The 23,362-nt window shown below is 47.1% G+C and carries 26 protein-coding genes and 1 riboswitch; of the genes, 6 read left to right on the top strand and 20 right to left on the bottom strand.

Going from position 1 to position 23,362, the window contains the following annotated elements; all coding sequences use genetic code 11:
- The first annotated feature begins 298 nt into the window (after nt 1-298).
- A complete protein-coding gene (locus tag IEW74_RS13345) occupies nt 299-1,318 on the top strand; it encodes a tyrosine-type recombinase/integrase (RefSeq protein ID WP_188666067.1) in 1,020 nt (339 codons plus the stop codon).
- Between the two features lie 27 nt (nt 1,319-1,345).
- On the opposite strand, the gene IEW74_RS13350 is transcribed toward IEW74_RS13345, so the two are convergent.
- Nucleotides 1,346-1,906, bottom strand: coding sequence for an HNH endonuclease (locus IEW74_RS13350; RefSeq protein WP_188666068.1), 561 nt, complete (start codon nt 1,904-1,906; stop codon nt 1,346-1,348).
- A gap of 81 nt (nt 1,907-1,987) precedes the next feature.
- On the opposite strand from IEW74_RS13350, the gene gluQRS reads away from it, so the two are divergent.
- Nucleotides 1,988-2,821 carry a tRNA glutamyl-Q(34) synthetase GluQRS gene (gene gluQRS, locus IEW74_RS13355; protein WP_188666069.1) on the top strand — a complete coding sequence of 278 codons (834 nt, stop codon included), beginning with the start codon at nt 1,988-1,990 and terminating at the stop codon, nt 2,819-2,821.
- On the opposite strand, the gene bluB is transcribed toward gluQRS, so the two are convergent.
- Together bluB and IEW74_RS13365 are read right to left on the bottom strand one after the other, a co-directional pair.
- Nucleotides 2,804-3,562 (bottom strand): 5,6-dimethylbenzimidazole synthase, encoded by a 759-nt coding sequence (gene bluB, locus IEW74_RS13360; protein ID WP_188666071.1) that lies wholly within the window; start codon nt 3,560-3,562, stop codon nt 2,804-2,806. The genes gluQRS and bluB overlap by 18 nt on opposite strands.
- 50 nt (nt 3,563-3,612) lie before the next feature.
- Nucleotides 3,613-3,807, bottom strand: a riboswitch (cobalamin riboswitch).
- A 60-nt stretch (nt 3,808-3,867) separates the two neighbouring features.
- Nucleotides 3,868-4,707 carry a DUF4743 domain-containing protein gene (locus IEW74_RS13365; protein WP_188666074.1) on the bottom strand — a complete coding sequence of 280 codons (840 nt, stop codon included), beginning with the start codon at nt 4,705-4,707 and terminating at the stop codon, nt 3,868-3,870.
- A 37-nt stretch (nt 4,708-4,744) separates the two neighbouring features.
- On the opposite strand from IEW74_RS13365, the gene IEW74_RS13370 reads away from it, so the two are divergent.
- Both IEW74_RS13370 and IEW74_RS13375 read left to right on the top strand, forming a co-directional pair.
- A complete protein-coding gene (locus IEW74_RS13370) occupies nt 4,745-5,611 on the top strand; it encodes a DMT family transporter (protein ID WP_188666076.1) in 867 nt (288 codons plus the stop codon).
- Nucleotides 5,612-5,747: 136 nt separating this feature from the next.
- Nucleotides 5,748-6,773, top strand: a complete 1,026-nt coding sequence (locus IEW74_RS13375) for a tetratricopeptide repeat protein (RefSeq protein ID WP_188666078.1) — start codon at nt 5,748-5,750, stop codon at nt 6,771-6,773.
- On the opposite strand, the gene IEW74_RS13380 is transcribed toward IEW74_RS13375, so the two are convergent.
- From IEW74_RS13380 to IEW74_RS13435, 12 genes are all read right to left on the bottom strand, one after another.
- Nucleotides 6,770-8,020: a peptidoglycan-binding domain-containing protein gene (locus IEW74_RS13380; RefSeq protein WP_188666080.1), complete on the bottom strand. Its 1,251-nt coding sequence runs from the start codon at nt 8,018-8,020 to the stop codon at nt 6,770-6,772. The genes IEW74_RS13375 and IEW74_RS13380 overlap by 4 nt on opposite strands.
- Nucleotides 8,021-8,109: 89 nt before the next feature.
- Nucleotides 8,110-8,520: a GcrA family cell cycle regulator gene (locus IEW74_RS13385; protein WP_229734359.1), complete on the bottom strand. Its 411-nt coding sequence runs from the start codon at nt 8,518-8,520 to the stop codon at nt 8,110-8,112.
- Between the two features lie 156 nt (nt 8,521-8,676).
- Entirely contained in the window at nt 8,677-9,117 is a 441-nt protein-coding gene (locus tag IEW74_RS13390; protein ID WP_188666082.1) for a cell wall hydrolase, read from the bottom strand.
- Nucleotides 9,118-9,119: 2 nt separating this feature from the next.
- Nucleotides 9,120-9,422: a hypothetical protein gene (locus IEW74_RS13395; protein WP_188666085.1), complete on the bottom strand. Its 303-nt coding sequence runs from the start codon at nt 9,420-9,422 to the stop codon at nt 9,120-9,122.
- A gap of 91 nt (nt 9,423-9,513) precedes the next feature.
- Nucleotides 9,514-9,816, bottom strand: coding sequence for a hypothetical protein (locus IEW74_RS13400; protein WP_229734360.1), 303 nt, complete (start codon nt 9,814-9,816; stop codon nt 9,514-9,516).
- Between the two features lie 71 nt (nt 9,817-9,887).
- Nucleotides 9,888-11,387 (bottom strand): phage terminase large subunit, encoded by a 1,500-nt coding sequence (gene terL / locus IEW74_RS13405; RefSeq protein ID WP_188666087.1) that lies wholly within the window; start codon nt 11,385-11,387, stop codon nt 9,888-9,890.
- Between the two features lie 39 nt (nt 11,388-11,426).
- Complete coding sequence (locus IEW74_RS13410) at nt 11,427-11,777, bottom strand: hypothetical protein (protein ID WP_229734361.1); 351 nt, start codon at nt 11,775-11,777, stop codon at nt 11,427-11,429.
- A gap of 96 nt (nt 11,778-11,873) precedes the next feature.
- A complete protein-coding gene (locus IEW74_RS13415) occupies nt 11,874-12,365 on the bottom strand; it encodes a hypothetical protein (protein ID WP_188666089.1) in 492 nt (163 codons plus the stop codon).
- Complete coding sequence (locus IEW74_RS13420; protein WP_188666092.1) at nt 12,362-14,158, bottom strand: peptidase G2 autoproteolytic cleavage domain-containing protein; 1,797 nt, start codon at nt 14,156-14,158, stop codon at nt 12,362-12,364. Before IEW74_RS13420 ends, IEW74_RS13415 begins: the two co-directional genes overlap by 4 nt.
- 14 nt (nt 14,159-14,172) lie before the next feature.
- Nucleotides 14,173-15,291, bottom strand: a complete 1,119-nt coding sequence (locus IEW74_RS13425; RefSeq protein WP_188666093.1) for a hypothetical protein — start codon at nt 15,289-15,291, stop codon at nt 14,173-14,175.
- A gap of 33 nt (nt 15,292-15,324) precedes the next feature.
- A complete protein-coding gene (locus IEW74_RS13430; RefSeq protein WP_188666096.1) occupies nt 15,325-17,241 on the bottom strand; it encodes a phage tail protein in 1,917 nt (638 codons plus the stop codon).
- A complete protein-coding gene (locus IEW74_RS13435; RefSeq protein WP_188666098.1) occupies nt 17,242-17,811 on the bottom strand; it encodes a phage connector family protein in 570 nt (189 codons plus the stop codon). It lies immediately after the preceding gene.
- A gap of 237 nt (nt 17,812-18,048) precedes the next feature.
- Between IEW74_RS13435 and IEW74_RS13440 the strand changes: the two genes are divergently transcribed.
- The gene (locus IEW74_RS13440) at nt 18,049-18,618 is read left to right on the top strand and encodes a hypothetical protein (RefSeq protein WP_188666100.1); all 570 of its coding nucleotides are present in this window, start codon (nt 18,049-18,051) and stop codon (nt 18,616-18,618) included.
- A 40-nt stretch (nt 18,619-18,658) separates the two neighbouring features.
- On the opposite strand, the gene IEW74_RS13445 is transcribed toward IEW74_RS13440, so the two are convergent.
- From IEW74_RS13445 to IEW74_RS13465, 5 genes are all read right to left on the bottom strand, one after another.
- Nucleotides 18,659-18,928: a hypothetical protein gene (locus IEW74_RS13445; protein WP_188666101.1), complete on the bottom strand. Its 270-nt coding sequence runs from the start codon at nt 18,926-18,928 to the stop codon at nt 18,659-18,661.
- Between the two features lie 79 nt (nt 18,929-19,007).
- Nucleotides 19,008-19,829 carry a phage capsid protein gene (locus tag IEW74_RS13450; RefSeq protein ID WP_188666103.1) on the bottom strand — a complete coding sequence of 274 codons (822 nt, stop codon included), beginning with the start codon at nt 19,827-19,829 and terminating at the stop codon, nt 19,008-19,010.
- Between the two features lie 146 nt (nt 19,830-19,975).
- On the bottom strand, nt 19,976-20,650 hold the full coding sequence (locus tag IEW74_RS13455; RefSeq protein ID WP_188666105.1) for a capsid assembly protein: 675 nt from the start codon (nt 20,648-20,650) through the stop codon (nt 19,976-19,978).
- 20 nt (nt 20,651-20,670) lie between these two features.
- Nucleotides 20,671-20,943: a Bbp19 family protein gene (locus tag IEW74_RS13460; RefSeq protein ID WP_188666107.1), complete on the bottom strand. Its 273-nt coding sequence runs from the start codon at nt 20,941-20,943 to the stop codon at nt 20,671-20,673.
- Nucleotides 20,927-21,982, bottom strand: a complete 1,056-nt coding sequence (locus IEW74_RS13465; RefSeq protein ID WP_308419104.1) for a portal protein — start codon at nt 21,980-21,982, stop codon at nt 20,927-20,929. Before IEW74_RS13465 ends, IEW74_RS13460 begins: the two co-directional genes overlap by 17 nt.
- 68 nt (nt 21,983-22,050) lie before the next feature.
- Between IEW74_RS13465 and IEW74_RS13470 the strand changes: the two genes are divergently transcribed.
- A protein-coding gene (locus IEW74_RS13470) for an IS3 family transposase (RefSeq protein WP_188666109.1) occupies nt 22,051-23,180 on the top strand; the annotation gives its coding sequence in 2 pieces (ribosomal slippage) (nt 22,051-22,297 and nt 22,297-23,180; 1,131 coding nt in all).
- The last annotated feature ends 182 nt before the right edge of the window (nt 23,181-23,362 follow it).

Genomic DNA, 23,362 nt, shown 5'->3' on the forward strand with positions numbered 1-23,362 from the left:
TGACTAATTTATATCTCTTTGCCCATTATTACTCATCCACGAGAGTAAAATGACAAATGGAGATAAGTCATGATCGAACGCATGTTATCAGACAAACAAGCCGCACGGAGGGCGGGCCTCTCGGTCCCGACCTTTATGAAGCTTGTTCATGAGGGGTTACTTCCACCCCCTATCAAATACCCAGGCATAAAACGGAACCTTTGGGATGTCGTCCTGCTAGATCGAAGTCTTGATAAACATTCTGGCCTTTTGAATTCAGTACATAACGCACGGGAAGAAGCCCGAAGGAGGTTCCCGAATGCGCAGCAATCTTAAATATGTTCAAATTATAAAACGTAAGGGCAAGCCATATGCCTATTATCGCAGAGGCGGCCAACGTCAACGTATTGAAGGCGATCCACACAGCCCTGCTTTTTTGGCATCCTATGCCAGAATTCATGCAAGCTTTGAAGAACTTCCTCCAATCCCGAATGGTGGCTTTCATGACCTTTGCGAAGAATATCTCCGCAGTCAGGACTACCTAGGCTTAAAGGAAGGCACACGGCAGGAATACCGGCTGGATATTGATAAACTCCGTTCCGTTTTCGGGCCGATGGAAATCTACGAAATCGACCGATCCTTGCTCAAGGAATACATGGGGTCATTGAGCAATAAAAAAGGAACAGCCAACAATCACCTGCGAATGCTAAAAAAGCTCTTTAACTTCGCTGTTGAAGTTGATTACCTCAAAGCCTCCCCTGCAAATGGTATCAAGCCCTATAAAGGTGGCACACACCTTCCCTGGAGTGATGAAGAAGTTGCAAGCTTCATGGAAGCTGAAAGCACACCTACAGTGCTTAAACAGGTTATGGCCTTTGCCCTTTATACCGGTCAGCGCCAAGGTGACCTCATCAACATGAAATGGAGCCATATCAACAACGGCAGACTAAAAGTCGTTCAGCAAAAAACTGGTGTTGAGCTTTGGGTCCCCATTCATCCAACATTGCAGCAGATCATTTCAGCAATGCCGAAGAACAACATCCATGTTCTGACAACCCCAACCAATCTGAAATGGACGGCATCTAACCTGAAACTCAAATTCAAAACCGCAAGCCGCGCTGCTGGCATTCCCGAAAACAAGGTTTTTCATGGACTGCGGAAAACGGCAACGGTCAAGCTGATTGAAGCCGGTTGCACCTTTGATGAAGTCAAAGCCATCACGGGGCATAAAACATCATCGATGGTGGAACTTTATGCCCGAGGAACCAATCAGGAACGATTAGCCTCCCAAGCCATGCTTAAATTGGTCGAAAGTGTAAAATTAAAATCCGAAGTGTAAAAACACCACTGCAAGTGTTTGATTTCTCTAATCTTCCAGTTCCGTATCCCAATAAAGAAAATCCCGCCAACTCTCATGTAAATGGTTGGGCGGGAAGAAACGGCCGTGTTCTTGAAGTTCGAAACTGCTGGGTCTATAGGGCGGGGTCATTAACTTCATCCCGGCATCTTTAATACTGAGATGTCCCTTTTGCGTATTACACGGCCTGCATGCCGTCACGATATTTTCCCAATGGGTCCGCCCGCCCCTGCATTTGGGTAGCACATGATCAAACGTCAAATCCTGTGCTGGTAACTGCACCCCGCAATATTGACAGGAAAACATATCGCGCAAAAACAGATTGAAACGGGTAAAGGCAACCTGAGAAACCGGTTTTGCGTATTCTTTTAACGCAATAACGCTCGGCAACTTCATTTCAAGGCTGGGAGAATGCACACAGGTATCATATTCCGACACCACCTGTACCCGCCCGGTAAAGACATTTCGAATGGCTTCTTCCCAGGACCATAGAGACAGCGGGTAGTAGCTCAAAGGACGGAAATCCGCATTGAGGACGAGGGCCGGGTAATGCATCGGCGAGGCATACATTCGTTTAACCTCCTGTCTATCAATGATTATACCCTAACAAATCCCTATGACAAAGGAGTTACAGAATATATAAAAGTTGTCATGATCATTGAGACCACCCGTTTTGCCCCAAGCCCCAGCGGCTACCTGCATTTAGGCCATGCCTACAGTGCCCGGTTCAGTGCTGAACAGGGGCAACGTTTTCTCCTGCGTATCGAAGATATAGATCAAGGACGCTGTCGCCCTGAATTTATCGATGCCATTTATGACGACCTCAACTGGCTTGGCCTGTCATGGGAAATACCGGTGCGCATTCAATCACAACATATGGACGATTACCAAAAGGCCATAGACAAGCTGAACAGTCAGGGTCTTTTGTATCCTTGTTTTTGTACACGCAAGGATATTCAGGCCGAGGTTGCCCGTTCAGCACATGCCCCGCATGGTCCCGATGGGCTTCTTTATCCCGGTACCTGTCGCAATTTAACCCAAAGCCAAAGTGAAGACCTGCTGGCGGACGGCAAAGCCTTTGCATTGCGTCTTGATATGACCAAAGCCTGCCAGTACGCAGGCCCCCTTCATTGGGTAGATCATGCGCATGGCAAACAACAGGCCACGCCGGAAATTTTCGGTGATATTGTACTGGCCCGCAAAGACACCCCGACCAGCTATCATATTTCTGTCACGGTTGATGATGATTTACAGGATATTTCACTGGTGACGCGCGGTGAAGACCTGTTCCACGCCAGCCATATCCATCGTTTGCTACAAGCCCTACTGGGTCTGAATGTTCCGCAATATCATCATCATGCACTGCTACATGGCAAAGACGGCAAGCGATTTGCCAAACGGGACAAATCGCTGACCATCCGTTCTTTGCGTAACAAAGATTATAGCCCACAACAGGTCTGGGACATGTTAGAGGATTTCAGATAAGAAACGGCCCTCTTGCGCGGCAGCCTGTTGGTCCTTCAAGGTTTGCGTCAGTGAATTTTGTTCACTTTGGCCCCATTGATCGAAATGCAGAATATCTTCGATCGCCAAACGTTCGCGCCAATTGGCCATTTCCAATTCTGGCTTTTGATAAAAGTGGCTGACATAACCGATACAAAGATAGGCAATCACTGTAATATTTTTCGGAATACCCAAGACCTCTTTCACAGCCTTTTCGTTAAAAATGCTCACCCAACCAACGCCGAGGCCTTCGGCACGCGCCGCCAGCCATAAGTTCTGCACAGCACAAACACTGGAATATAAATCCATTGTCTTTTGATGGGTTCGTCCCACCACCACAGGGCCGGAACGGGACCGATCACAGGTAATCACCAGATTGACCGGACTTTCCAGAATACCTTCCAGCTTAAGGCTGCGATAGGTTTCGCGGCGTTCTTCCTCAAACATGTCAGCGGCTTCATTATGGGCCGTTTTAAACAGGTCGTGAACCTTTTGTTTCACCTCTTGCTGCTTCACCACCATAAAATCCCACGGCTGCATAAAACCAACAGAAGGCGCATAATGTGCAGCGGTGATTAAACGGGCAAGTTTATCATCTTCAACCGGGTCCGGCTTGAACTGCCCGCGCACATCGCGACGTTCAAAAATCGCACGGTACACACCGTGACGGTCATTTTCACAAAAATCGATTTCAGGCTGAATAGGCAAAGTCGTTCCATCCATTTTCATTCCCCTTAAATGGATTATTTCAGAAACGAACGTCCAATCCGTTTCATCAAACTTCCCGACAGGCCGGTCTTCTGACTTCGGTTCATTCCGTTGTAAACGACCTTCCCAAGCAAAACTCAGTGGTCAAAATTGTCACAACAGTCCCCGTTACAGCGTTGGGCACGTAGCGGACTTTCACCGCTTTCCCGATTATCCTGTCTGGTTTCATCAAAACAGGCACCCGTGGGCTATGTAAGGCTTTTATATAGGTTGTTCTTCAAGTTTACAATGTAGAAAAGTAAATTATAACATTTCCAAAATTAACGCCTCAGACCACGTACCAATTCTTCATAGTCTGTGATCTCGTCCGGATTGAGCACACCGTGGCGAATAAGAAAATCAATAATGACAAGATTGCAATTAAATTTAAAATCAAAGGTCTTTTTGACAATATCGGCAACCTCTTCCACGCCCATCAGATGAAAGCTCGCGACCTCCCCGTCCGTATTGTTCGGGACGAACTCTTTGGGGACTTCTAGGTCATAACAAAACATCACATCGGGTTTCAAACCGCCATCGGTTTCCATCATATAGCTGACCGTACCAACCGATTGAGCTTGACGTGCCAGATCTTCGGGGATCCCTGCTTCTTCACCACATTCCTTGATAATATTTCCCATGAGGCTCAGACCTGCCGGTTGACCGCCCGCCACCATATTGTCCCACATATCCGGGCAAACCATCCGATCAGCCGCACGTTTGGCAATCCACATTTTAATTTGGCCTTTATCACGAACAAAGCCATTGATATGAACACCATAAGCCCGAATACCAAATAACGGTGTCGCGGCCCGTTCAATTAAAAATAACGGCTCCTCCCCAAAACGTGGTGATACAGCGTACAGTTCCCCACGCCATCCGTTAATTTGTTTTTTATCCTGTAACGCCTGTGTCACCTGCGCCATATGTGCTGTTATGTCATCGACTTTTTTTAAGCGTAAGACATCCTGCGTAAAATCAAAAACGTCATGAAATTCTGACAATAGTGCCAGATTGTCACGCCGAACCCATCCGATGGATTGCCCCGCAGGCCCCTGAAAAGAAACAAAACGGGACAAATCGTGATTGTTACACGCCCGAATATGATCTATGTAGCCCATCGGTATATTCCCTTTTTTGAAAAATGACTGACACACCATGCAACAACGTCCCGACCATATTCAAGGTCTTATCTTCGCCACACTGGGGGCTTTGTCCCTGACACCGGACGGATTGCTTGTGCGTCTTGTGGATGCACACGACTGGACAATCGTTTTCTGGCGCGGCCTGATCATTGCTTGTTGTTTGTTTCTCTATCAAATTTTCTTTCGCCGTCGCGCAGGCCTGAAAGCCCTTTGGCCTGCCCATTTAAAAGAATGGCTTTGTATCATTCTGGCAGGTTTCGGCACCTTGTTTTTCGTCCTCTCCATCACCCATACAACGGTTGCCAACGCACTGGTCATTTTAAGCACCATGTCCTTGTTTGCCGCACTCTTGTCGTTGATCTTCTTAAAAGAACGAATTGCATTACGGACCATAATCGCAATGGGATGCGCGATCATTGGCATTATTATCGTCTTTATCGACAATCTGGACACAACAGGTTTAAACGGCAAGCTCTTTGCTTTGGCCTGCGCGTTTGTCACCGCAGCCAACATGACCGTTATTCGAAGTGAAAAAAACATCAATGTCTTGAATGTCTTTGCCTGGGGCGGGATCGTCGTTTGTATTCCCACGCTCTATCTGGCTCCCTACCTCGTCGTCAATGTACAATCGCTCATCACATTGGGGGCAATGGGTGGTTTAAATGCTTTTGCATTTGTCATGTTAGGGTTAGGGGCAAAATATATCCCCTCTGCCGAAGTCAGCTTGTTGATGTTGTTGGAAACCATTATCGGTCCCATTTGGGTTTGGGCCGTTCTAAATGAAATACCGTCTTCCAACGCTGTTATTGGCGGTGGGATTGTGGTTGGCACTCTGGCCTTGCATTCCCTTGCCAGCCTGCGCGCCCATAAAAGAGTATAATTCCAGCGACAACGAGACACTCTAAACGGCTGGCAAGGCCGCCAAATATACCCGTAGGCCCCCAACCAAATGAGATATTCCCTCCGAACCATTCATAGGGCATGATGTGTCAAATTATCATCATGGGCCGTATGCAATGTTTGGATTTAAATATCACTTGTGGGGTTTTATCGCCGCTTTAACGGTTGGAGCTGTCTGGCCAAACCTTGTTCACGCAATGGATTTATCAAAGCCACTTCCGAAACGGTCTGCGAAAGAGGTTCTGCATCATGGCCCTAGCAGTGCCTTTTTTGAACAATATGATCAGGGTGTTCAGGGAAACTGCACCCCTCTTCTTTCACATTTAAATGAAAAACTGCAAAGTGCAGATAGTGATGTCCGATATTCGGCCCAATTGGTTTACGCAGAAATGTATGACCGTGCTGTATGTGTAGAATATTCGCCTAAGAAATCGTTTGAATATTTTAAACAAGCCGCAGATGCGGGTGGCCCTGCTTTTTACGCTCATGTCGGTTGGAAATACTCTTATGGGCATGGTGTTGAAAAATCTGAGGCCAAGGCCAATGAGGCGTTCAAGTTATTACTCACTCGTGGAGCATTTACTGAAAATTCGCGAACCTATAAACGCTATGAAGATTTATTAAAAGACCGTCCCATACCGCCTTTGCTAAAAGAAGGTATTGAGTGGTTGATCGAAACAACTTCCACAGATGATGGCCTTATTGAATTAGCCCAAGCTCTGTTAGATGGCTCAGGTCGTTATCTTGGTAGGAGTCCCCTTCAAATAGATCAAATCTCCGCAAGAAATATTTTGAGCCAAACAGCCTTATTCTCACCGAAAGCACGCTTCATCCTTGGAATAGAATACTTAAAAGGTTCATTTGACGATAAAAACAGACGTGAAGGGGAGATGCACCTTATGTGGGCTGCTCAATGCGGATATGTACCCGCTATGCTTAAATTAGCCCAATTATCTGAAACAGGTGATTATGGCGTAAAACAAAATAAACAAAGCACTTACGGTTGGTATCATATGGCTCGTGAAAATGGAGCTGATGTTGCTTCTGAAGTTGAAAAAGCGAAACAAAAAATTGGCTCCTATCTCCAAAGATCAATTCAGCATGACCACCGATTTAAAGTAAATATGAAACGATGCCACTAATCACCCTCGTACCAACCGTAAATTTTACAGCTATAGGGCTCTTCTGCTGCTTTATCTTGAATAGCGTCACGTGCCTCAACCCATTTTTGCCACTCATCATAATCATCCTTTGATTCCGTTTCCAGCTCTTCAATCTTCTTCATATTGTTGTAGATGATCCAAGCATCTTGAGCAATTGTGATCCAGTCTAATGGACGCTTAATTCGTTTCTTAAGCCAATTCATAGCCTGTTCAACACTTCCACTGGTAATAAGTTCAAAAAACGAAATCAGCGTTAAATCTTTAGCAACATCATAAACAATATCACGAATTTCCTGCTCTGCTTTGTCCGCTTCTTCCCCTAACCGTGTCATATCATCACGCTTATCGTAGTAAGCTTTCTTATACTTTTTGACCTCTTTGTGTGCACTATCATATTTAGATTTTAAATTAATACACTCTTTTGAATCTTGATAATCTTCATTTGATTGCTGCGAAGGTTCCTGTTCTGATTCTGTATCGCCGCCTGTTTCTTGCCCCCCTTCGGTAAGAGCGAGAAGGGCTTGTTTTTGATTATCAGGCAGTTTGTTCATCACCTCTTGCTCAAAACCGTACACACGTTCTTTCTTGCGATCTGATAGCTGATTTAGAAAGTTCGCATATTCAGCTATCGCCTGATCGCCCCCGTTTTTAACTGCGTCAGCGTACAACGTTGGTAGAAATCCATTGTTCGAATAATTCAGCATACCGTCCATGGTGCGGGTGTTTTCCGCATGGGCTTCATTAGAAACAGCTTGCCGTTTGGTTGTTTTAAACCAAGGACTTGTTTCCGGCTTTTGCTGATTAGCAGCCTGCTCCCACACGGCATTCGTTGGTTTCTTAAGTTTTGGCATTTTGACTTCCCGCAAACCTGTCAGTGCGTCGATTTTTGTCGGTTTAGGTTTGGGATTAGACACCTTGGTTGCCAGCGGATTCACCGTCGAAATTCCTTGGTTAGCGAGAGTTTCACCAATCTTGCTTTCAGTCGGGCCACCGGGTTTCATGATCCCGTCGACCTTGAGACCATTTTTTTGCTGGAAACGCTTAAGGCCATTGATCATGCCCATATCGGGAATATCCGTGATGCCATAATCCGGCACCTGATAATCCCCGATTTGAGCAAGGGCGTTTTTGGTATTCAACACGTCATTCGGGTCAGTGTTAGATGATTGACTAATTGTGTTTCCAACACTGAACAGGTTTGAAAAACCCGGGAAAAGTGAAGACATAACTGTCGTCCTTTACATGGCTTGTTTGCAGACAAAAAAAAGCGCGCCTTCATAACCAAAGGCGCGCTTTTATTCGGTATTTTTAGAAATCAGGAAGCACGTTTCGCATTATTCCTATCGTCTTTTACACTGCGTACATAAGCCTGTTCGCAATGCGTATCACAATAAGGTTTGCCTTCAACTGCCTTGCCACCGCAAAAATGAAAACCTGGCGTACCTGGATCACCGATTGGCCATGCACACATACCCGGACGGAGTTTATCCATTGTGATAACTTCCGGTTCCGGTGCTTTCTTTTTCTTTGCGGGCTTACGCTGGATCGGCGATTGACGCTTCGGCAACCCCAGACGGTGGACCTTACCGACGACCGCATTTTTCGTCACATCAAGACGTCGACCGATTTCACTGGTGGCGATACCTTCATTCCACAGCTGAGTCAAAATCTCAATTCGTTCCGGCGTCCAATCTACACTCATAACCGTTCCTTCACGATTTTTCATTCCCTTACATACAAGCGGTCAATATAACCCAGCCGCACAAAAGGATACATAGTATTTTACGAAAAAAGTTGGCGCACATTACAGAATGAGTCAGTTTGAAGCAATACGCAAATGCCCTTTCCGTAGAAAAAACACCTTATTTCCATTTCCAAACGATCAAGGAATATCTTTATAAAAGACATGATTTCCGATCTCCGCACAGGGAATACGATTACGCGCCCAAGCCGGTAACAATCCAATGCGGTGATAGTGTGTCGCGCCTTGTGTCGGATCTTTCACCCCCCCAAATAACGCGCGTCTGGCAACCCGCAGGCAACTTGCAAACACTTTGTTGTTATCTGTAACCTGCAAAATCTGCTCTCGATTGGGATCGTTCACATTCCAACAGGAAAATTGCCAAGGACGTAAACACACCCCTTCGGCATCATTGCCCCACCAATAGCCGCCACGACGAATGGCTTTTTCAACCCGGTTAATCACAACACAAGCGACCGCTTCAAGGCCGCGAACCTTTTCCCCACGCGCTTCGCCAAACAAGGTCCGCGCCAAAACATCAACCGCCTTATCCGGTGTGCGGGAATAACGACAATTACTCATACTTACACCCCGCCACGCATAGGTTGATCCAGCTTATTTTCAATTCGTACCAAATGCCCTGTTAGACGACGTTCGACATCTTTCATATAAGCGATTGAGGCATAATTCTTGGCGACCTCCAGCTTGTAAGCAGATAAATTTTCACGCAATTTCCCAAATCCGGTTTCCGTATGTTCACGCATTTCAGCACGATCATCATCATGGTCTTGTCGACTTCGCCAAATCATCCAGAACAAGCCTGCCATCGCCGGCAATTCAAACGCCGTAATCCACCAGATCAGGTCGATACTCCAACTTCCGTTCATCTTCTAAATCTCCTTAAAAAACAAAAACGCTTCGGCATCACCTGCCGAAGCGTTTCTCTTTGCTACTTTTTCTCAGTCTAGTCTTGCGTCTCTAAACACCCGTATCGTTATCCCTTCTGCCCTTCAGGCTTTCCCAGGCTTCACCTGCCGAGACAACACAGGCAACGCCTGTTGGTTTTGTAACAATAATGGTCCAGCTTCCTTTGTTTGAGGCAAAAATTTCAACGACACCACCGTTCCCCGCCAATCCCATTGAAACGGGAACTTCGTGATAGCGTTCTTTCAAAGCATCAATAATGTCCACACGTTCACCACACAGGCTTTGTGCTACAGATGGGAAGGCGAAGGACATCACGGCGCAGAAAAGAATAAATGCACTAAAAACACGTTGCATGACATCCTCCTTCATTCACTTTACAATTTAGAAATATATGGTCATCGCAAACCTATCTCTCAAGGATTCTTTTACACATCAAATTCACAATCAACGTTTACAAAACTCGCATTCCCTCCCCAGTGGGGCATCATCTTTCCATCCAATTCATGCAAAGGGGTGCGAGGTAAACGAACAGGTTCACTAAGCAAACATCCCGCCACCGCATCCAGTGCGTCATCTTTTGCCGAAACCGAAGGAACCCATTCCCGCATTTCAGTTGGAAACCTTGTTTTCCAGACGTTGCGATGAACCCACAACGCCTTGGATGCCAACACCACATCAAATGCAGATAGAATACGTTCCGCTTTATTCACACGAGAATGTTTTTCGATCACCGCACAAGACACCCCGGCCTTTTCCAGTTCACGGCGCAACAATCCCGGTAAGAATTTTCCCACGCCATTTGTTTCAAGACAAACAGAAGGTAAATAATATTCCCGAACAAAAGAAACCACCTGCCGACAGAGCTGGGTTGCTTCGTCAGCTTCTGCCAATTTTGCCGGATCATGGGTCATGTAGCGTAACGCATGCAGCCAATAAGCCCCTTGATCATCCGTATAAAGGGCCGCAATAACACTGGCATCCCCTTTGTTGGGCGATCCAAATGACGGATCCCACCAACAACTGGCCGACACCAACTGACGATCCCCCAACGACAAGGAAGCCATCCGGTTATGTTCGTTATAGTCCAAATCCCGTTCGTAAATCTGCATTAGATCAGGATCTAAACGGCTTTCAGAAATATTCACCGGGCGCAGCATCATTTGGCTTTCAAATTTATTTTTTCCCGTTCGTCGCTGAATCGCAGCAATATTGTTATCAGGGAAACGTTCCGGCCATTGACTGCGCCCGTTTTGATCCAGCAATGCCAGTTTGAACCTTGCAAACCCGGCGAGAAAGGCATCGTCTTCGCCATTTTCCTCCCGCGCTTCATCGGCATAAATGGTATAGTACGTGTGCGGTGTGCCGACATAAAGTTGCAATCCCCCCGGCACAATCACATAATCAATTTCCTGTAACCGCGCCCGCAGATCAAGCCGTTTAGGCGCACTATCACAGGTGTTAGGGACTTCCACATCATCGCAAATTACCACATCGGCACGCGAGCCAGTAATATTGGCCCCAATGCCTTTTGCCAACATACTGGGATCACGCAATTCACTGGGGCGGTTAACGGTAAACTGATCCGATGCCCATTGTTCTTTTCGTTTTGGCTTTAGTCGTTTTGTCAGTGGATGACGTTCGATAATACGCTTTACATTGCGCACCATTTTTTTGGCTAGGGCAAAATCAGCCGCCATCACCATAATGCGACGATCTGCATCCATATACAGCAGCCACGCACAAAACAAACCGACCAATGTACTTTTACCGGAATTACGAAAAGCCATAAGTAAAAGTTCACGTCGACCTTGCATCCAGGTCTCATCCAGCCATCGACAAATTTTCAAGTGATGCTGCGGCATACCCAACCCCTGAAGTTGATCCCATAACATGACAAATTCCGGAAAGGCCACACGCTGTTTCATTGTTATTATTCTCCTTTTTCCAGCATGAACACTCATTCATCAGCATTCATTTTCCAGTCCTTTCAACGCTGCGCGCGCACCTGCCAGAAGGCCTGCAATTTCGTCATCCTCCGACAAAGGTTTTGTTGTTTCTTCCTCTGTATTTTCCGCCCAGCGCACAAGCTTGGTCAATAATTCCACATGAGATAAAGCGGCCTTGCAGGCGGCGTGATGGGCCGCAAAACCTTTCGCATCCTCTGGTTCTTCCCCACGCGAAAAAGCTTCATAACTTGTTGTCGCACTTTGAATAAGATTGGGAAGCAAACCCGCCAGTAAACTACGTACATCTTCAATTGATGATGCTTTTTTTCGCCGTTGCCGACGCCTTATGGGTTTTGGACTGTCCTCCATTCCTTTCTCCTCTCTTCAGCTACATTGACCCGCCCCACACAAAAAATGTGCAGAACGGGTCAACAATCACCTATCTTCAGGCTGATCGTATCGTTTTTACGCTTCCGCCCAGATAATCAGCTTCCAGTTTGCCGAGGTTAAAGTTTCACTGCCGCCGTTATCACGCCGAATAATCAGGATTGGTCCGCCGCCTCCAAAAACACCCGTTGTTACACCAATTTTAGCATGGACATGCGTTGCATCAGCACTGACCGCAATGTTATGGTTATTACCGCCAACACCAATATTCTGGTTGGGGAAGTCGATAATTTCACCTGCCAAATAGCCTCGTTCCGCAAGAACACACTTCAGCTTTAAACCATGTTTTTGGGGGATACTGCCAAGACCATGTTCCCAATCAATTGCAGCACTCGCGGTTATCGTATATTCACCGGAAACTTGGCGCTTTGTCGTAACAGGCGTTACCGATGGGTCAAGAGCGTCAGCACCCACAGCATTCGTCGCCAGCTTATCAGACGTGATACTGCCGGCCGGAATGTGCGCCGGCGTAAGGCCGCGCGCCATTTCCGCAAGGTTACGCCCGCTCATCGCACTAACCATTCTTCAACAGTATCGGAAACATCGCGCATCTTGATCCAGTTCGGGTTGACAACTTCACCTTTAACAAGACGCAATTTCCCCATCAAACCGACACAATCCCATTCAGGACGTTCAGAGCGGGGGCTATATTCCTGTGTTTCGTCATAATCGGGATTGAGTTTACGGCGTTGTTGTGTTGAACGTGTTACATCCATTGGAACAACGATACCGTCAGGCACTTGATCAACCGCGTAAGAATGTTGGACATCTTCTGTCTTTTCTTCCTGTGCAGGCGATACAACTTCTTCAACCTCGTATGTTTCCGTGACCATTCGCGGAACGCGATGAACACCAATAACTTGACCATCTTCATAAAGATCAAATTCATCAAACAGCGGGACTTTTTTTGTCTCTGTTTTGACAATCTTGGTATATTTACCGTCAATCAATTCAATGGAAGAAACATCTTCTGAAACGGTTTCTATTGCTTGCACCTCACGCTCTTTCGTGACCGTTTCGTAAACGGCCTCGGCTGCGTCCTGAACAATTTTCGTTTCCGTCCATTCAACAACTTCGTAATCCTCCATGATGTAGGAGCCGAAATCATCCTTAATGTATTTGTCCGTCCAGTAGTTCCAACTGTTGTCGCCCACCACAGTTGGACGCGCAGAAATCACACCAAACGGAATTTCCGCAGCAAGTGCTTTACGGATTTTTCCATTTTCAAGAACAACCGCCCATCCACGGCGATCTTCGTTAGTTGGATTTCCATCTACCCATTCAAAATATTCTGCGTAGTCGGCACCGGTGGTATTAACCACCCCATCAATGTCAATGTCTCCATTGCCCCGCAAACGGTGTTGGTTGTCAGACCCTCCGGCCTGCGTGACCAAGTAGGAAAAACTTGTAGAGGCCGCGCGTCCTGATGCTTTCAGTTGTACAATGCCGCCTGTTGTAGTGGATGCGGAAATTTCGTTTATTTCAACGAGTGGGGCAGACCCATTACCCTCTACATCAAGGGAACGAGATGGTGACGCGGTGCCAATTCCAACATATCCGAGGTTATTCATGTGGAAATGATCAGCATAAACACCTGCATTGGAAGTCCCTAAATGAATAGATGTGTTACCACCAGTACTGTATGCTTTGAATGATCCAACTCCAGTAGTTGGATCATAGCCCACAATGAGTCGGTTATCGTTGGATTGGCCATATCCGAGGTATGAAAATTCAGTACCAGCAGGATTTAACGCGAGATCATAAACTCTGTTATTTGTGCCAAAATATAGATGCCCCGAAGTGGTTTCTGTAATTTGAGCCCTCGTGCCACTTCCCGAAATGAGTTGAATATAAGTATCGTTCGTATTATACCGAACCCGATATCGTTCCGCATTGTTCATGTCAGCATAGTAAGGCGTAAAGTCTGTTACGGCAGGACCAGCCTTCACTTGATGCGCAGCGGCATTTATATTGCAATGATTAATCGTTTCACCATTTTGTGTTACTGTTTTGTGATTTATGGCTGAGTCTAACGAACGAAATGTGAAATTATTAGCATCCGCTATCCAGTTTCCTGATGAAATTTGCCACATATCCCCAACACTGGTGATAGGGAAAATCTTGTTGTTTCCATTCTTGCTGCGAAGGGCTTGTGTGCCACTATCGGGCAGAATAAAATTACCGCCAATATCCACGTCACCGGACACATCCACACTGTTAAACCAGCCTTTAAGCCAACGTTTTACACTTGTGCCGATACTCCCCTCACCATTGGCGCGAGGGACAATATTTTTAGTTGCCATGTTTCAAAATCTCCTTAAAGCGGCTGGATATCGCCGTTGATGTCAAGCTCATAAGTTTCGGAATAAATCGGGGACAGGGTCGCCATGACGTCACCGTTGCCGTCCATTTCAAAGAAAGCCCCTGAATATGTATTGTTGACGATATCCGCCATTTGCTGTGCATAGGTCTGCATACTGGCTGTTTGGATTATGCCTTCGGCTTGTACATTTGCGATTTGGCTCGCACCTTCGGCGACAAGGGCGTCCATTTCTGTTGTGATGCTAAAAGATCCAAAAGCGCGAATAGTGATTACATCACCATCTGCAAGCGCAGCAAAGCCGGAAAGGCTCGTCCCATCTGCGGCTACATAATCTGTCCCCTCTTCCCAAAGGGCACCGTTCATATCGACCAGTACAACGCCCGGCGTATAAATTAACGTTTTGCCACGGTCATCCGGCCCACTGAGTGTTGTTTCGCCACCGCTTGCCGTGTATTTAAAAACGGAAAATGTATTCTGAGCCGCTGCCACAGCCTGATCACGGGCAGAAAGGGTAAGGTCGCGGGCCATTTCCGTAGAAGCAAGATTGACCGCCGCCGAGCTTGCGCTGACTTGTGCAGCCGCAGCCGCCTGTGTGGCAATCCCGGCATTTGCCTGAGCTTGTGCAATGTCCTCCACATTCGGCCCCACAACCGGTGCCCCTTCCTCATCAAAGACCAAACAAGCATGCGCCCGCTGCTCTTTTAAGGGTAAGACGAGACCTACATCCCCGTCCGTTGGATCAAGGGTGACAGACCGGACAATCTCATCCGCATTCTGTTGTGATAAGGCAACCAGATAATCCAGTTCCTGATTAATGACTGCGGCATGAAAAGCGCCGCCTTCTGCAAAATCACTCATGCGTTCAATGGTTAAATAACGCCGCAGTGTCACCACCGTATTTGCAGGCGGAGGAACGTCAAAAATAACACTTCCCCCTTCGGTTTGACCGGCACCACTCACACTGTAGCCAGATAGTTGGCGAGCATCGTCCAGATAGACTTCCAGATCCGTTTCCTTAAAAATGGCAAACGGGAAAATGAAGGTGGACAAGATACCGTCACCCACCGCCTGTATGCGCGGACGCACGTCTCCAATCACGATGTTTTCACTCATCGTGTTCTCCTCTTCTTCAATAAATTCAGTTAATTAAGCGTTTGCTGTAATTTCTTCGACCACAGACATCACGCTAAAAGGTAGTGGCGTGTCTTGTTCAATCCGCCATAATTTTTCGATACCGTTGGATCGCCATCCCAACGCACGTACTGTGACATCCCCCGTAAATAATTGCGGTGCACTATCCAGAACACCTTGCGGTCCAAATTGTTTAAACGGGACATCTTTTGGACCGCGCCCGACATCCAGCTTCAAGGCTTGCGTATCTTTTAATCTCAGCGTCAAGGCAACCAGCCTCAAGCGCCCCCCTTGGGACGCATGCCCTGTCAATTGCGGCGCGGGTGCCAAAGGTTCCAGAACATGGGTATATGCCAATCCGGCTTCCAAATTTTGCACCGCACGTTTCAAGACGATTTGACCATTGCTGACCTGACCTTCACCAAGAACCGCCCCATCGGCAACCAGCATAACCGTTTGGTCGTTCAAATGATCCAACCCGGACCATACAAGCCCACCATCCTCATCAAAACCACTTAGTCCGGCATCTGTCGATAATTGATCATCAAAAATTTCAATCAGGTATGTACCATTTCGCTCAACAAGAACATAAGCGTCCTGACCGACAATACAGACATTTTTGAATTTCCCCTGCGTATCCAGAACGGACCATGCCGATATTTTTTCTGCACGGTACACACTGAGCGCCCCCATCGTGCCATCATGCATCACCATATAGAACAAACGCCGATAACTGTCGTAATCCTGATCTTGTGGATCATTCATAATGTGTTTGCATAACATGGCCAAATCATTGGACTGATAAGACTGTTCTACATCTGCATACAGGAATTCACGTAAATCCTGCCCGTCCCGGCTCACAAACAAAGTGGCCCCATCCACGTTGCGCGGTGGAACATAACGATCAATCGGCGAACCAACCCGTGTTTGCCGTTTCAATTGAATAGTTTCCGGTGTTAAAGGGTCGCCTGAAACCATCCATTCCGCCCCGGACGTAAAGACCTGTAGATGTTTCGAGGAAAACAAAGCCCTTATCGCATTGACTTGATCTGATAAAATCGCAAATTCAATGGCTTCATCGTCCAGACCTTCCCCTAAGTCAAAATTAAACAAATCGGATGATTTGGACATCCACAGACGGTTGGGCAAATCGCGCGTCCCGCCGATCACCAAACGATCCTGATGAAAAACAACAGAGACCGGCCAGCCATGAACCGCTGAAAAGGATTGTTCTTCCCAGTCTTTTGTTGCCTTTGTATCGACCAGACCGTCTTTTTCTTTCACTTCCGCCTCGGCTTGTGTCGGTGACGTAACAGATAAGATTTCGACTTCTTTTTTCGCCAATCGAACACGCGTACCAATATGCCCATCGACAAACACATCGGCACTGGCTGTCAGCGTCACGTTCCCTGTTGTCGCGCTTGCCTGTAAAGTGACATTGTCTTCACTGAACTTATAATAAGGCTGAAAAATATGACCGACTTCTTCATCTTCATAAAAAGACCAATCCGTTAAAGACCAGTCCACATGAGAGGTACGGGTAATTTTTCGCGGCGAAACATCCGGGTGCACAACCAACAAAGTATCGGCACTTTGCGTCCAGATCAGTTTCGGCAGTTGTTCCTCTGTCCACGGGGTATCAATATCCACGTCTTTGACACCGTCACGATAAACCGACATTTTCAAATGAGAAAAAACCAACAAATAGATTTGATCAATATTAAATTCAAAAGCCACCAGCCGCGATGGACCGAAAGCTTGGTCAACATGACGCAAGCCCGCACGTCGACGTAAACCGCCTGTGGGATAGATAATCAGGTTGCGCACCTGCGCCATTCCGTTTTCATAGGCTTTCAAGTCCCCTCGTCCAATCAAATAAGGCGAAACTTCTCCGCCGGAAAAACTGTTTTTCGAAATCCGTGTGCGCGCCATTTAATACCTCACCCCAATCAATCCGTTCAGATCGATTTTCTGTGGTGTTTGTTGTTGTGAATCAATATTACGAGCCTTCATCAAATCCTTCTCGCCAAAGCGTAACAACGCCTCCCCCCTTGAGGCACTTTCCGTCAGTGGCAAACAAAATTCCGCCGCCAAATGCGTAATCAGGCATTGCGTGAAATACGGTGGAAATTCCGTTGGTTCAGGGCGAAAAATATAAGTCAAAACGACATCTTCCATGTCACAATGCAAACGTTTTTCCTGAATGCGATAAGAGGCCCCCCGCCCCAAATCACCGGTGCCAACCGATAGGGCACGCAAGAAATCAACCGGCAACTGATAGGCGTATGAAAAATCGGCAATAGGCCGACTGGTCAAACGCGCCAACCGGGTTTGGGCGGTTGCAAAACTCCAGGGATAGGATGATAAAAGCGCATCCCGCACCCCCGGATATAGATTTTGTGCAACTTCTGCTTCTGCCGAACCATCCTCGAAGGACGAAATTGTACGTGCCCCGATCTTCAACAAAGCACGCGAGCATAATCCAATTTTAGTCAGGGACATCCTGCCCTCCTTTTATCTATCTATTGTTTGTTATTTTTGGCAAAATCACCATCGCGCTTCCTGCACGATAAACCGTCAAAACATCGTTCCAAATTCTACCCAAGAGAGATTTTTCACACTTTTTCATGCCGTTCATTGAAAAGTCACTTGCCCAACTCAGGAACTTATGATTCCCTCTATGGGAGAGTCCCTTAACTTTAATCTGATGCTATTTTTTACGAGAGTGATGGAGCCTTCATGTTGGTCGACAACAGTGAAAACAATCGAAACAAACAACGCCAGCAAATCACTCAATTCATCGGAAGTTTAAAAGATAAAACCGATGAACTGGATGGTTGGGCCAGACATGCCGAAGCCGCCATGAGTGGTGAGGGTTTCAAAACGTATCTTGAATTCCGGGATCTTGTCGTTGAATGCGAAAGTTTCAACGAAGTTATCCAGCGACGACTGGAAAAATCCGCAAAAGAAGGTGGCAACCCGGACCTTCAATCCCAACTGGATGAATTGACGGCACGCCAACTCACACTTGCCATCCATGCCTCTTTAAAATTCTTGCGCTATATTGCGGAAAAAAACCTGCCGATCGGCTCTCGTGATGTCTTCATCCGTGAACTGAACGATTTGCACCGTATGAAAAAAAGCCTTGATAACGAACGCCTTCAGGGAAAAGTCGATGCAGCAGCACTCGCAGATCAGCGCAAGGTTGAAGAAATTCTCAATGTTGTCATTGAAAAAGCCCCGCAACTCTTCAGCTTTGACAATCTGGACGACAAAGAAGAAGAAAAACCACAAGAATTCAAGCTGTAGGATATCCCCCTGCTTTTACAAGGGGATATCCGCTTTGGCTTTAATCGGTGTTTGATGCACCAATCGCAGTCATATCAGCCAAATCGACGCCAGCCCCTGTGCTGGATGCAACAAGGAAGATACCGGCAGCAGGACTACCGTCCGTATCCACGTTTGCCATAACCATATCGCCTGTGCGCAACATATCGGCTGCCTCATTGAAATAAGCCGATGTATCCACATCGCTTGCGACATCCGTTGTCGTATAATGCCAAAGCGTAAAACCATTGGAATAGGCCAAAACGCTGAGATTTTTAGATTCAAAAGCCATTTAAATTTCCTTTTCAAAAAGAAAAGGCCCCATATGACAATCATACAGGGCCAAAGTTAGGTAAGGGAGTTCGAAACCGTTAAGCGGCTTCCAGACAACGCAGCGAAACAACACCGCTCGGGTCAATCAAGGTAGAACCTTGACTCATCATGTTATTGACGAAGTGTGCCGCACGATCCCCATGCCAGGACACATCGGATTTGATATCATGGCCAATCGCATGGCCAATCGCTGTTTTATGATACCAGTAACAATAACGCGCCGTCCCTGTTTTTGTCAGACCGGAATGCGGCATCCACAAAGTCCCCAGCCATTTTTTGGCTTGCGTCCCTTTCCACGGCAGATCCTCATCCCCCACATAATCGGCCTTGGTAAATTCATCGATTTGCAGCAAATCGGACCATTGTTTCCAACCGACAATCGCGTAACGGTCGCCGTCATCGGGCACATCGGCCTCCCCCATCATTTCAAAGGCTTCCAAAACTTTTGTCTTGGTCAACCCATCGGTGGCATCGCCAGCAAAGTTGGTCGATTTATCCAGTTCATTGATGATCAGGTCATCGGTTTTACGACCCAGCGCATAAGCACCGGCCTTGGACACCACCTGCAATTCGTTGATGTTGGTCTTGATTTCATCCAGTTTGTCGATCCAGTCACCGGCATAGTAATCATAAAGCTTACATTCCACCGGTTCGTGATCGATATTCATAATCGGCACTTTCCCGTGACGGCCCTTGGTACTGGCTGTTCCTTTACCAATTTTCTGGAACGTTGTTGTCGCCCCTTGAATATTGTCCTTGGTCCGCACAGTATTGCGCAACTTGGACCCCATTTGCTGGTATTGAAGGTGAACTTCGGCTACATAATGGCCAATAAACGACTGTTCAATTGTTGTACTCATGACAACACTCCTGTTTGAATTGTTTGAAAAGTTTAAGTCACCCGTCACAAACGCGGTTATGGATCATATCCGCCGCCTTGTCGGGCCGGTCAGGCGGGCCGATCTTTCGAAATCAGATCGGTTGTCCGCCGACAAAATGATTTATGTTAGCCCGGATACAGACGACGGAAACCGTCACGCACCCGTTCCACAATTGCGGGATCGCGATCACGCCAATATTTGGGATCACGCATCAATTTACGCACGTCCTGTTCACTGTGCCCCCCATGATGATCATTGAAGGTGCCCAAGGCAGGTTCGCCTTCCTGACGGTTCATCATGTCATACAGACTGAGAACACCATCATAGCTGGACGCCATCGCATTCAAGGCCTCAGGGCCGAACTTACGGCTGCCCCAGGCCTGCATTTGCCGTGCGGTTTCCTGCCAACGATCTTCACCGCCAAATTTTTCACATAAGCGATCGACCTGTTGTTGTCCGTATAATTCGACAACGATTTCAGCCACCAACGGTTCCAGTGCTTCATGTGCCAGATCATAAACAAGCTGAACCTGCTCATTGGTGAACCCGGCATTATGCAGGCGTTGGTTGACATGTTCATCTGGTGTAAAAACATCGCTTTTACATTCCACACAATATTCAGAATGATGGTTCGGTACTTGACGATGTTGACCGGCACCAACCTTACGTTCCATCTCGCGATAAGATCGTGCAATAGCTTCAAGACGCGGTTCTCCACGTTGTTCATCCCAAAATTTTTCCGGGAGATAAGACGGACGCTGTTTGGACAATCCGTTCATTTCTTCTTTAAAATCAGACATTATTCACCTTTTGTTCTCAATTACTTCCCTAGACGACCTTGGCGCACCAGCCCCATGATGTAGGAGACCAGATAGCGTTGCCCTTCAAGGTGGCGCAAAATACCGTTATGGGCATTGGCTCCCAACGAACGCCCCAACGTCATTTCCGCCAGATGCGTTAAGACAGCTTCACCATCTTCGCCGCGAAAACATCGGGCGAACCGGGCAGGCAAGTCTTCGGGAAATTCATTTTTCTCATCCAGCGTCATGGCATTTTCAAACCAATCCCAACCGGATTTATGACGCGGTTGCATGACCAACCTCCTTCATCATTTCTTGTAATTGTTCAGGATTTTGCATCAGTTTTTTGGCCATTTCACCGACTTGGCCCATATCCATCCCCGCAGGTAAGGTCATGGCACCTTGAGAGGGCGCCTGTTCCAACTCTTCCTGCGTTTTTAAAATATCGGCAGGCACGCCGTAAGCTTTGGCAAGAAAGCGCGCCGTTTTAATCGGATCGATCAATCCCATTGCCTGCGGTCCCAATGCACTTAACGACTGGATCCACGCAAGGATGTCTTGTGCTTCCTTGCGTGTCTGTTGACGGGCCAACGGGGATTTATATTGCAAATCCACATAACGCCCATCCACACGGACGGCTTCCACTTCCCCTCGGCGCACCAAAATAGCCAATGCACGCACCACAAGCGGGGTTAGCAATTCCGCCTGCAAGCGACCATAAGTCGCCCCTAAAATACGCGCCATTTCGGCAGACCGTTCCAGCACTTCGGTTGCGGTCATTTGTTTATTTTCGGTCGCCCCCAGCTTATCGGCCAACAAGCCGTGGCGAATACGTTTGCGTAATTCCTCCAGCACAACTTGCGACAGATCAAAACTACCGGGGCTTTGCAACGGTGTTAATCCCGCAGACCCCACAGCCTTCGGAATGATCGTGCCCGGCACCAACTTGATCGTTGCCGGGTTTAACACCCCGTCATCATCCGCTTGCCAAATCCCGGTTACTGCAATCGATGCATTCTTTAATGCGAGTTCAACAACTTTATTTGCGGTCTTGATATCCGGCAACGCCTTCATCACCGGGGATCGACCGTAACTTTCCCCCGGTGCTTTCAACCAACGGAACCCGATGAAAGGAGAATGGGAAAAAACGCCTTTGCGCAATAGGACAGGTTCCCCCACACCACCATAGCCATTTTCCAAAACCGCCATGTAATCAAAACGGTGGCCATTTTCGATCACCGCTTCGACCACAGCGTAACGATGATCTTTTTCCTTTTCCGAACGGGCAACCATATCGGCCGGAAAATTGCCTTCCGGGAAACGGGCCTGCAAATGCGCTGGACCCGTCCCCTAAAACTGGAGAGCACCTTCTGTTAAACTGAGATTTACAGGAGGAATAAATGAGTCTCAAAAAATCTGATGAATTTAAAAGCGAAGCCGTCCAGCTTGCACTGACAAGTGGCTTATCTCGCAAACAAGTTGCCGCCGATCTTGGCATCGGCCTTTCCACATTGAACAAATGGGTTGCTAAACATAAGCATGACGATTTGATGTCAGGACCGCACGATGACCTTCATAAGGAACTGGCTCGCCTTCGCAAAGAAAACCGAATATTGCGGGAGGAGAGGGAGATTCTAAAAAAGGCGACGGCCTTCTTTGCGAGTCAAAAGCGATGAGGTTCAAGTTCATTGATGCGAAAAAGGCCGACCATCCACTTCACCTGCTGTGCAAAGCCTTCAACGTCAGCCTCAGCGGTTATTATGATTGGCGAAAGCGGCCCATGTCTGAACGTCAACGCAAAGATTTGGTTTTGCTGACCAATATCCGCACAATCCATAAAGAAAATTACCAATCCTATGGGCGTGAACGCATAACGGATGAACTACGTGATCTCGGTTTTACAGTCAGTGAAAAGCGTGTTTCCCGTTTAATGAAAGAGAATAATATCAAAGTGATACGCACCCATGCCTTTAAGAAAACAACCGATAGCGATCATACCTTCAATGTGGCACCAAACCTGTTGGATGGTGATTTTACAACAACAGGGCCAAATCAGAAATGGGCGGGGGATATCAGCTATATCAAGACAGCAGAAGGCTGGCTTTACCTGGCTGTTGTTATTGACCTTTATTCTCGCCGTGTCATCGGCTGGGCAACCAGCAAACGCCTGAAACGCAAGTTGGTGATCGATGCTTTGCAAAGGGCCATTGCCCTGCGCCAACCGCCTGAAGGCGTGATCTTCCATTCAGATCGCGGGTCTCAATATTGCTCGCACGATTATCAAAAACTGCTCAGAAAACATGGCTTCAAAGCTTCCATGTCAGGCAAAGGAAATTGTTATGATAATGCCGCTGTTGAAACCTTTTTCAAATCCCTGAAAGCCGAATTGATCTGGCGGATGAAGTTGGAGACAAGAGAACAGGCAGAAAAAGTCTTGTTCGGATACATCAATCGATTTTACAATCCCAAACGTTGTCATTCATATCTGGGAAACATAAGTCCAATGCAGTTTGAATTGAACGCCGCCTAAATGGAGAAGGTGCTCTCCAGTTTTAGGGGACGGGTCCAGAAGGAGACCGCGTTCAAAAGCAGGAAAGAAACGCTTGCAGAAATCGTCGATCTCACAGAAAATCTCTTCGATGGGAACCATGGATACCTCCATTGTAGGCCGTTTTTGTAGCTATAAATAGCCTACTCCCATCACCTTATACT

It is taken from the genome of Terasakiella brassicae, from assembly GCF_014641495.1.
Lineage (GTDB): Bacteria > Pseudomonadota > Alphaproteobacteria > Rhodospirillales > Terasakiellaceae > Terasakiella > Terasakiella brassicae.

Coding starts and splice junctions, on each gene's coding strand:
- IEW74_RS13345 (WP_188666067.1), top strand. CDS start 299: ATGCGCAGCAATCTTAAATATGTTCAAATTATAAAACGTAAGGGCAAG.
- IEW74_RS13350 (WP_188666068.1), bottom strand. CDS start 1,906: ATGTATGCCTCGCCGATGCATTACCCGGCCCTCGTCCTCAATGCGGAT.
- gluQRS (WP_188666069.1), top strand. CDS start 1,988: ATGATCATTGAGACCACCCGTTTTGCCCCAAGCCCCAGCGGCTACCTG.
- bluB (WP_188666071.1), bottom strand. CDS start 3,562: ATGGATGGAACGACTTTGCCTATTCAGCCTGAAATCGATTTTTGTGAA.
- IEW74_RS13365 (WP_188666074.1), bottom strand. CDS start 4,707: ATGGGCTACATAGATCATATTCGGGCGTGTAACAATCACGATTTGTCC.
- IEW74_RS13370 (WP_188666076.1), top strand. CDS start 4,745: ATGCAACAACGTCCCGACCATATTCAAGGTCTTATCTTCGCCACACTG.
- IEW74_RS13375 (WP_188666078.1), top strand. CDS start 5,748: ATGTTTGGATTTAAATATCACTTGTGGGGTTTTATCGCCGCTTTAACG.
- IEW74_RS13380 (WP_188666080.1), bottom strand. CDS start 8,020: ATGTCTTCACTTTTCCCGGGTTTTTCAAACCTGTTCAGTGTTGGAAAC.
- IEW74_RS13385 (WP_229734359.1), bottom strand. CDS start 8,520: ATGAAAAATCGTGAAGGAACGGTTATGAGTGTAGATTGGACGCCGGAA.
- IEW74_RS13390 (WP_188666082.1), bottom strand. CDS start 9,117: ATGAGTAATTGTCGTTATTCCCGCACACCGGATAAGGCGGTTGATGTT.
- IEW74_RS13395 (WP_188666085.1), bottom strand. CDS start 9,422: ATGAACGGAAGTTGGAGTATCGACCTGATCTGGTGGATTACGGCGTTT.
- IEW74_RS13400 (WP_229734360.1), bottom strand. CDS start 9,816: ATGCAACGTGTTTTTAGTGCATTTATTCTTTTCTGCGCCGTGATGTCC.
- terL (WP_188666087.1), bottom strand. CDS start 11,387: ATGAAACAGCGTGTGGCCTTTCCGGAATTTGTCATGTTATGGGATCAA.
- IEW74_RS13410 (WP_229734361.1), bottom strand. CDS start 11,777: ATGGAGGACAGTCCAAAACCCATAAGGCGTCGGCAACGGCGAAAAAAA.
- IEW74_RS13415 (WP_188666089.1), bottom strand. CDS start 12,365: ATGAGCGGGCGTAACCTTGCGGAAATGGCGCGCGGCCTTACGCCGGCG.
- IEW74_RS13420 (WP_188666092.1), bottom strand. CDS start 14,158: ATGGCAACTAAAAATATTGTCCCTCGCGCCAATGGTGAGGGGAGTATC.
- IEW74_RS13425 (WP_188666093.1), bottom strand. CDS start 15,291: ATGAGTGAAAACATCGTGATTGGAGACGTGCGTCCGCGCATACAGGCG.
- IEW74_RS13430 (WP_188666096.1), bottom strand. CDS start 17,241: ATGGCGCGCACACGGATTTCGAAAAACAGTTTTTCCGGCGGAGAAGTT.
- IEW74_RS13435 (WP_188666098.1), bottom strand. CDS start 17,811: ATGTCCCTGACTAAAATTGGATTATGCTCGCGTGCTTTGTTGAAGATC.
- IEW74_RS13440 (WP_188666100.1), top strand. CDS start 18,049: ATGTTGGTCGACAACAGTGAAAACAATCGAAACAAACAACGCCAGCAA.
- IEW74_RS13445 (WP_188666101.1), bottom strand. CDS start 18,928: ATGGCTTTTGAATCTAAAAATCTCAGCGTTTTGGCCTATTCCAATGGT.
- IEW74_RS13450 (WP_188666103.1), bottom strand. CDS start 19,829: ATGAGTACAACAATTGAACAGTCGTTTATTGGCCATTATGTAGCCGAA.
- IEW74_RS13455 (WP_188666105.1), bottom strand. CDS start 20,650: ATGTCTGATTTTAAAGAAGAAATGAACGGATTGTCCAAACAGCGTCCG.
- IEW74_RS13460 (WP_188666107.1), bottom strand. CDS start 20,943: ATGCAACCGCGTCATAAATCCGGTTGGGATTGGTTTGAAAATGCCATG.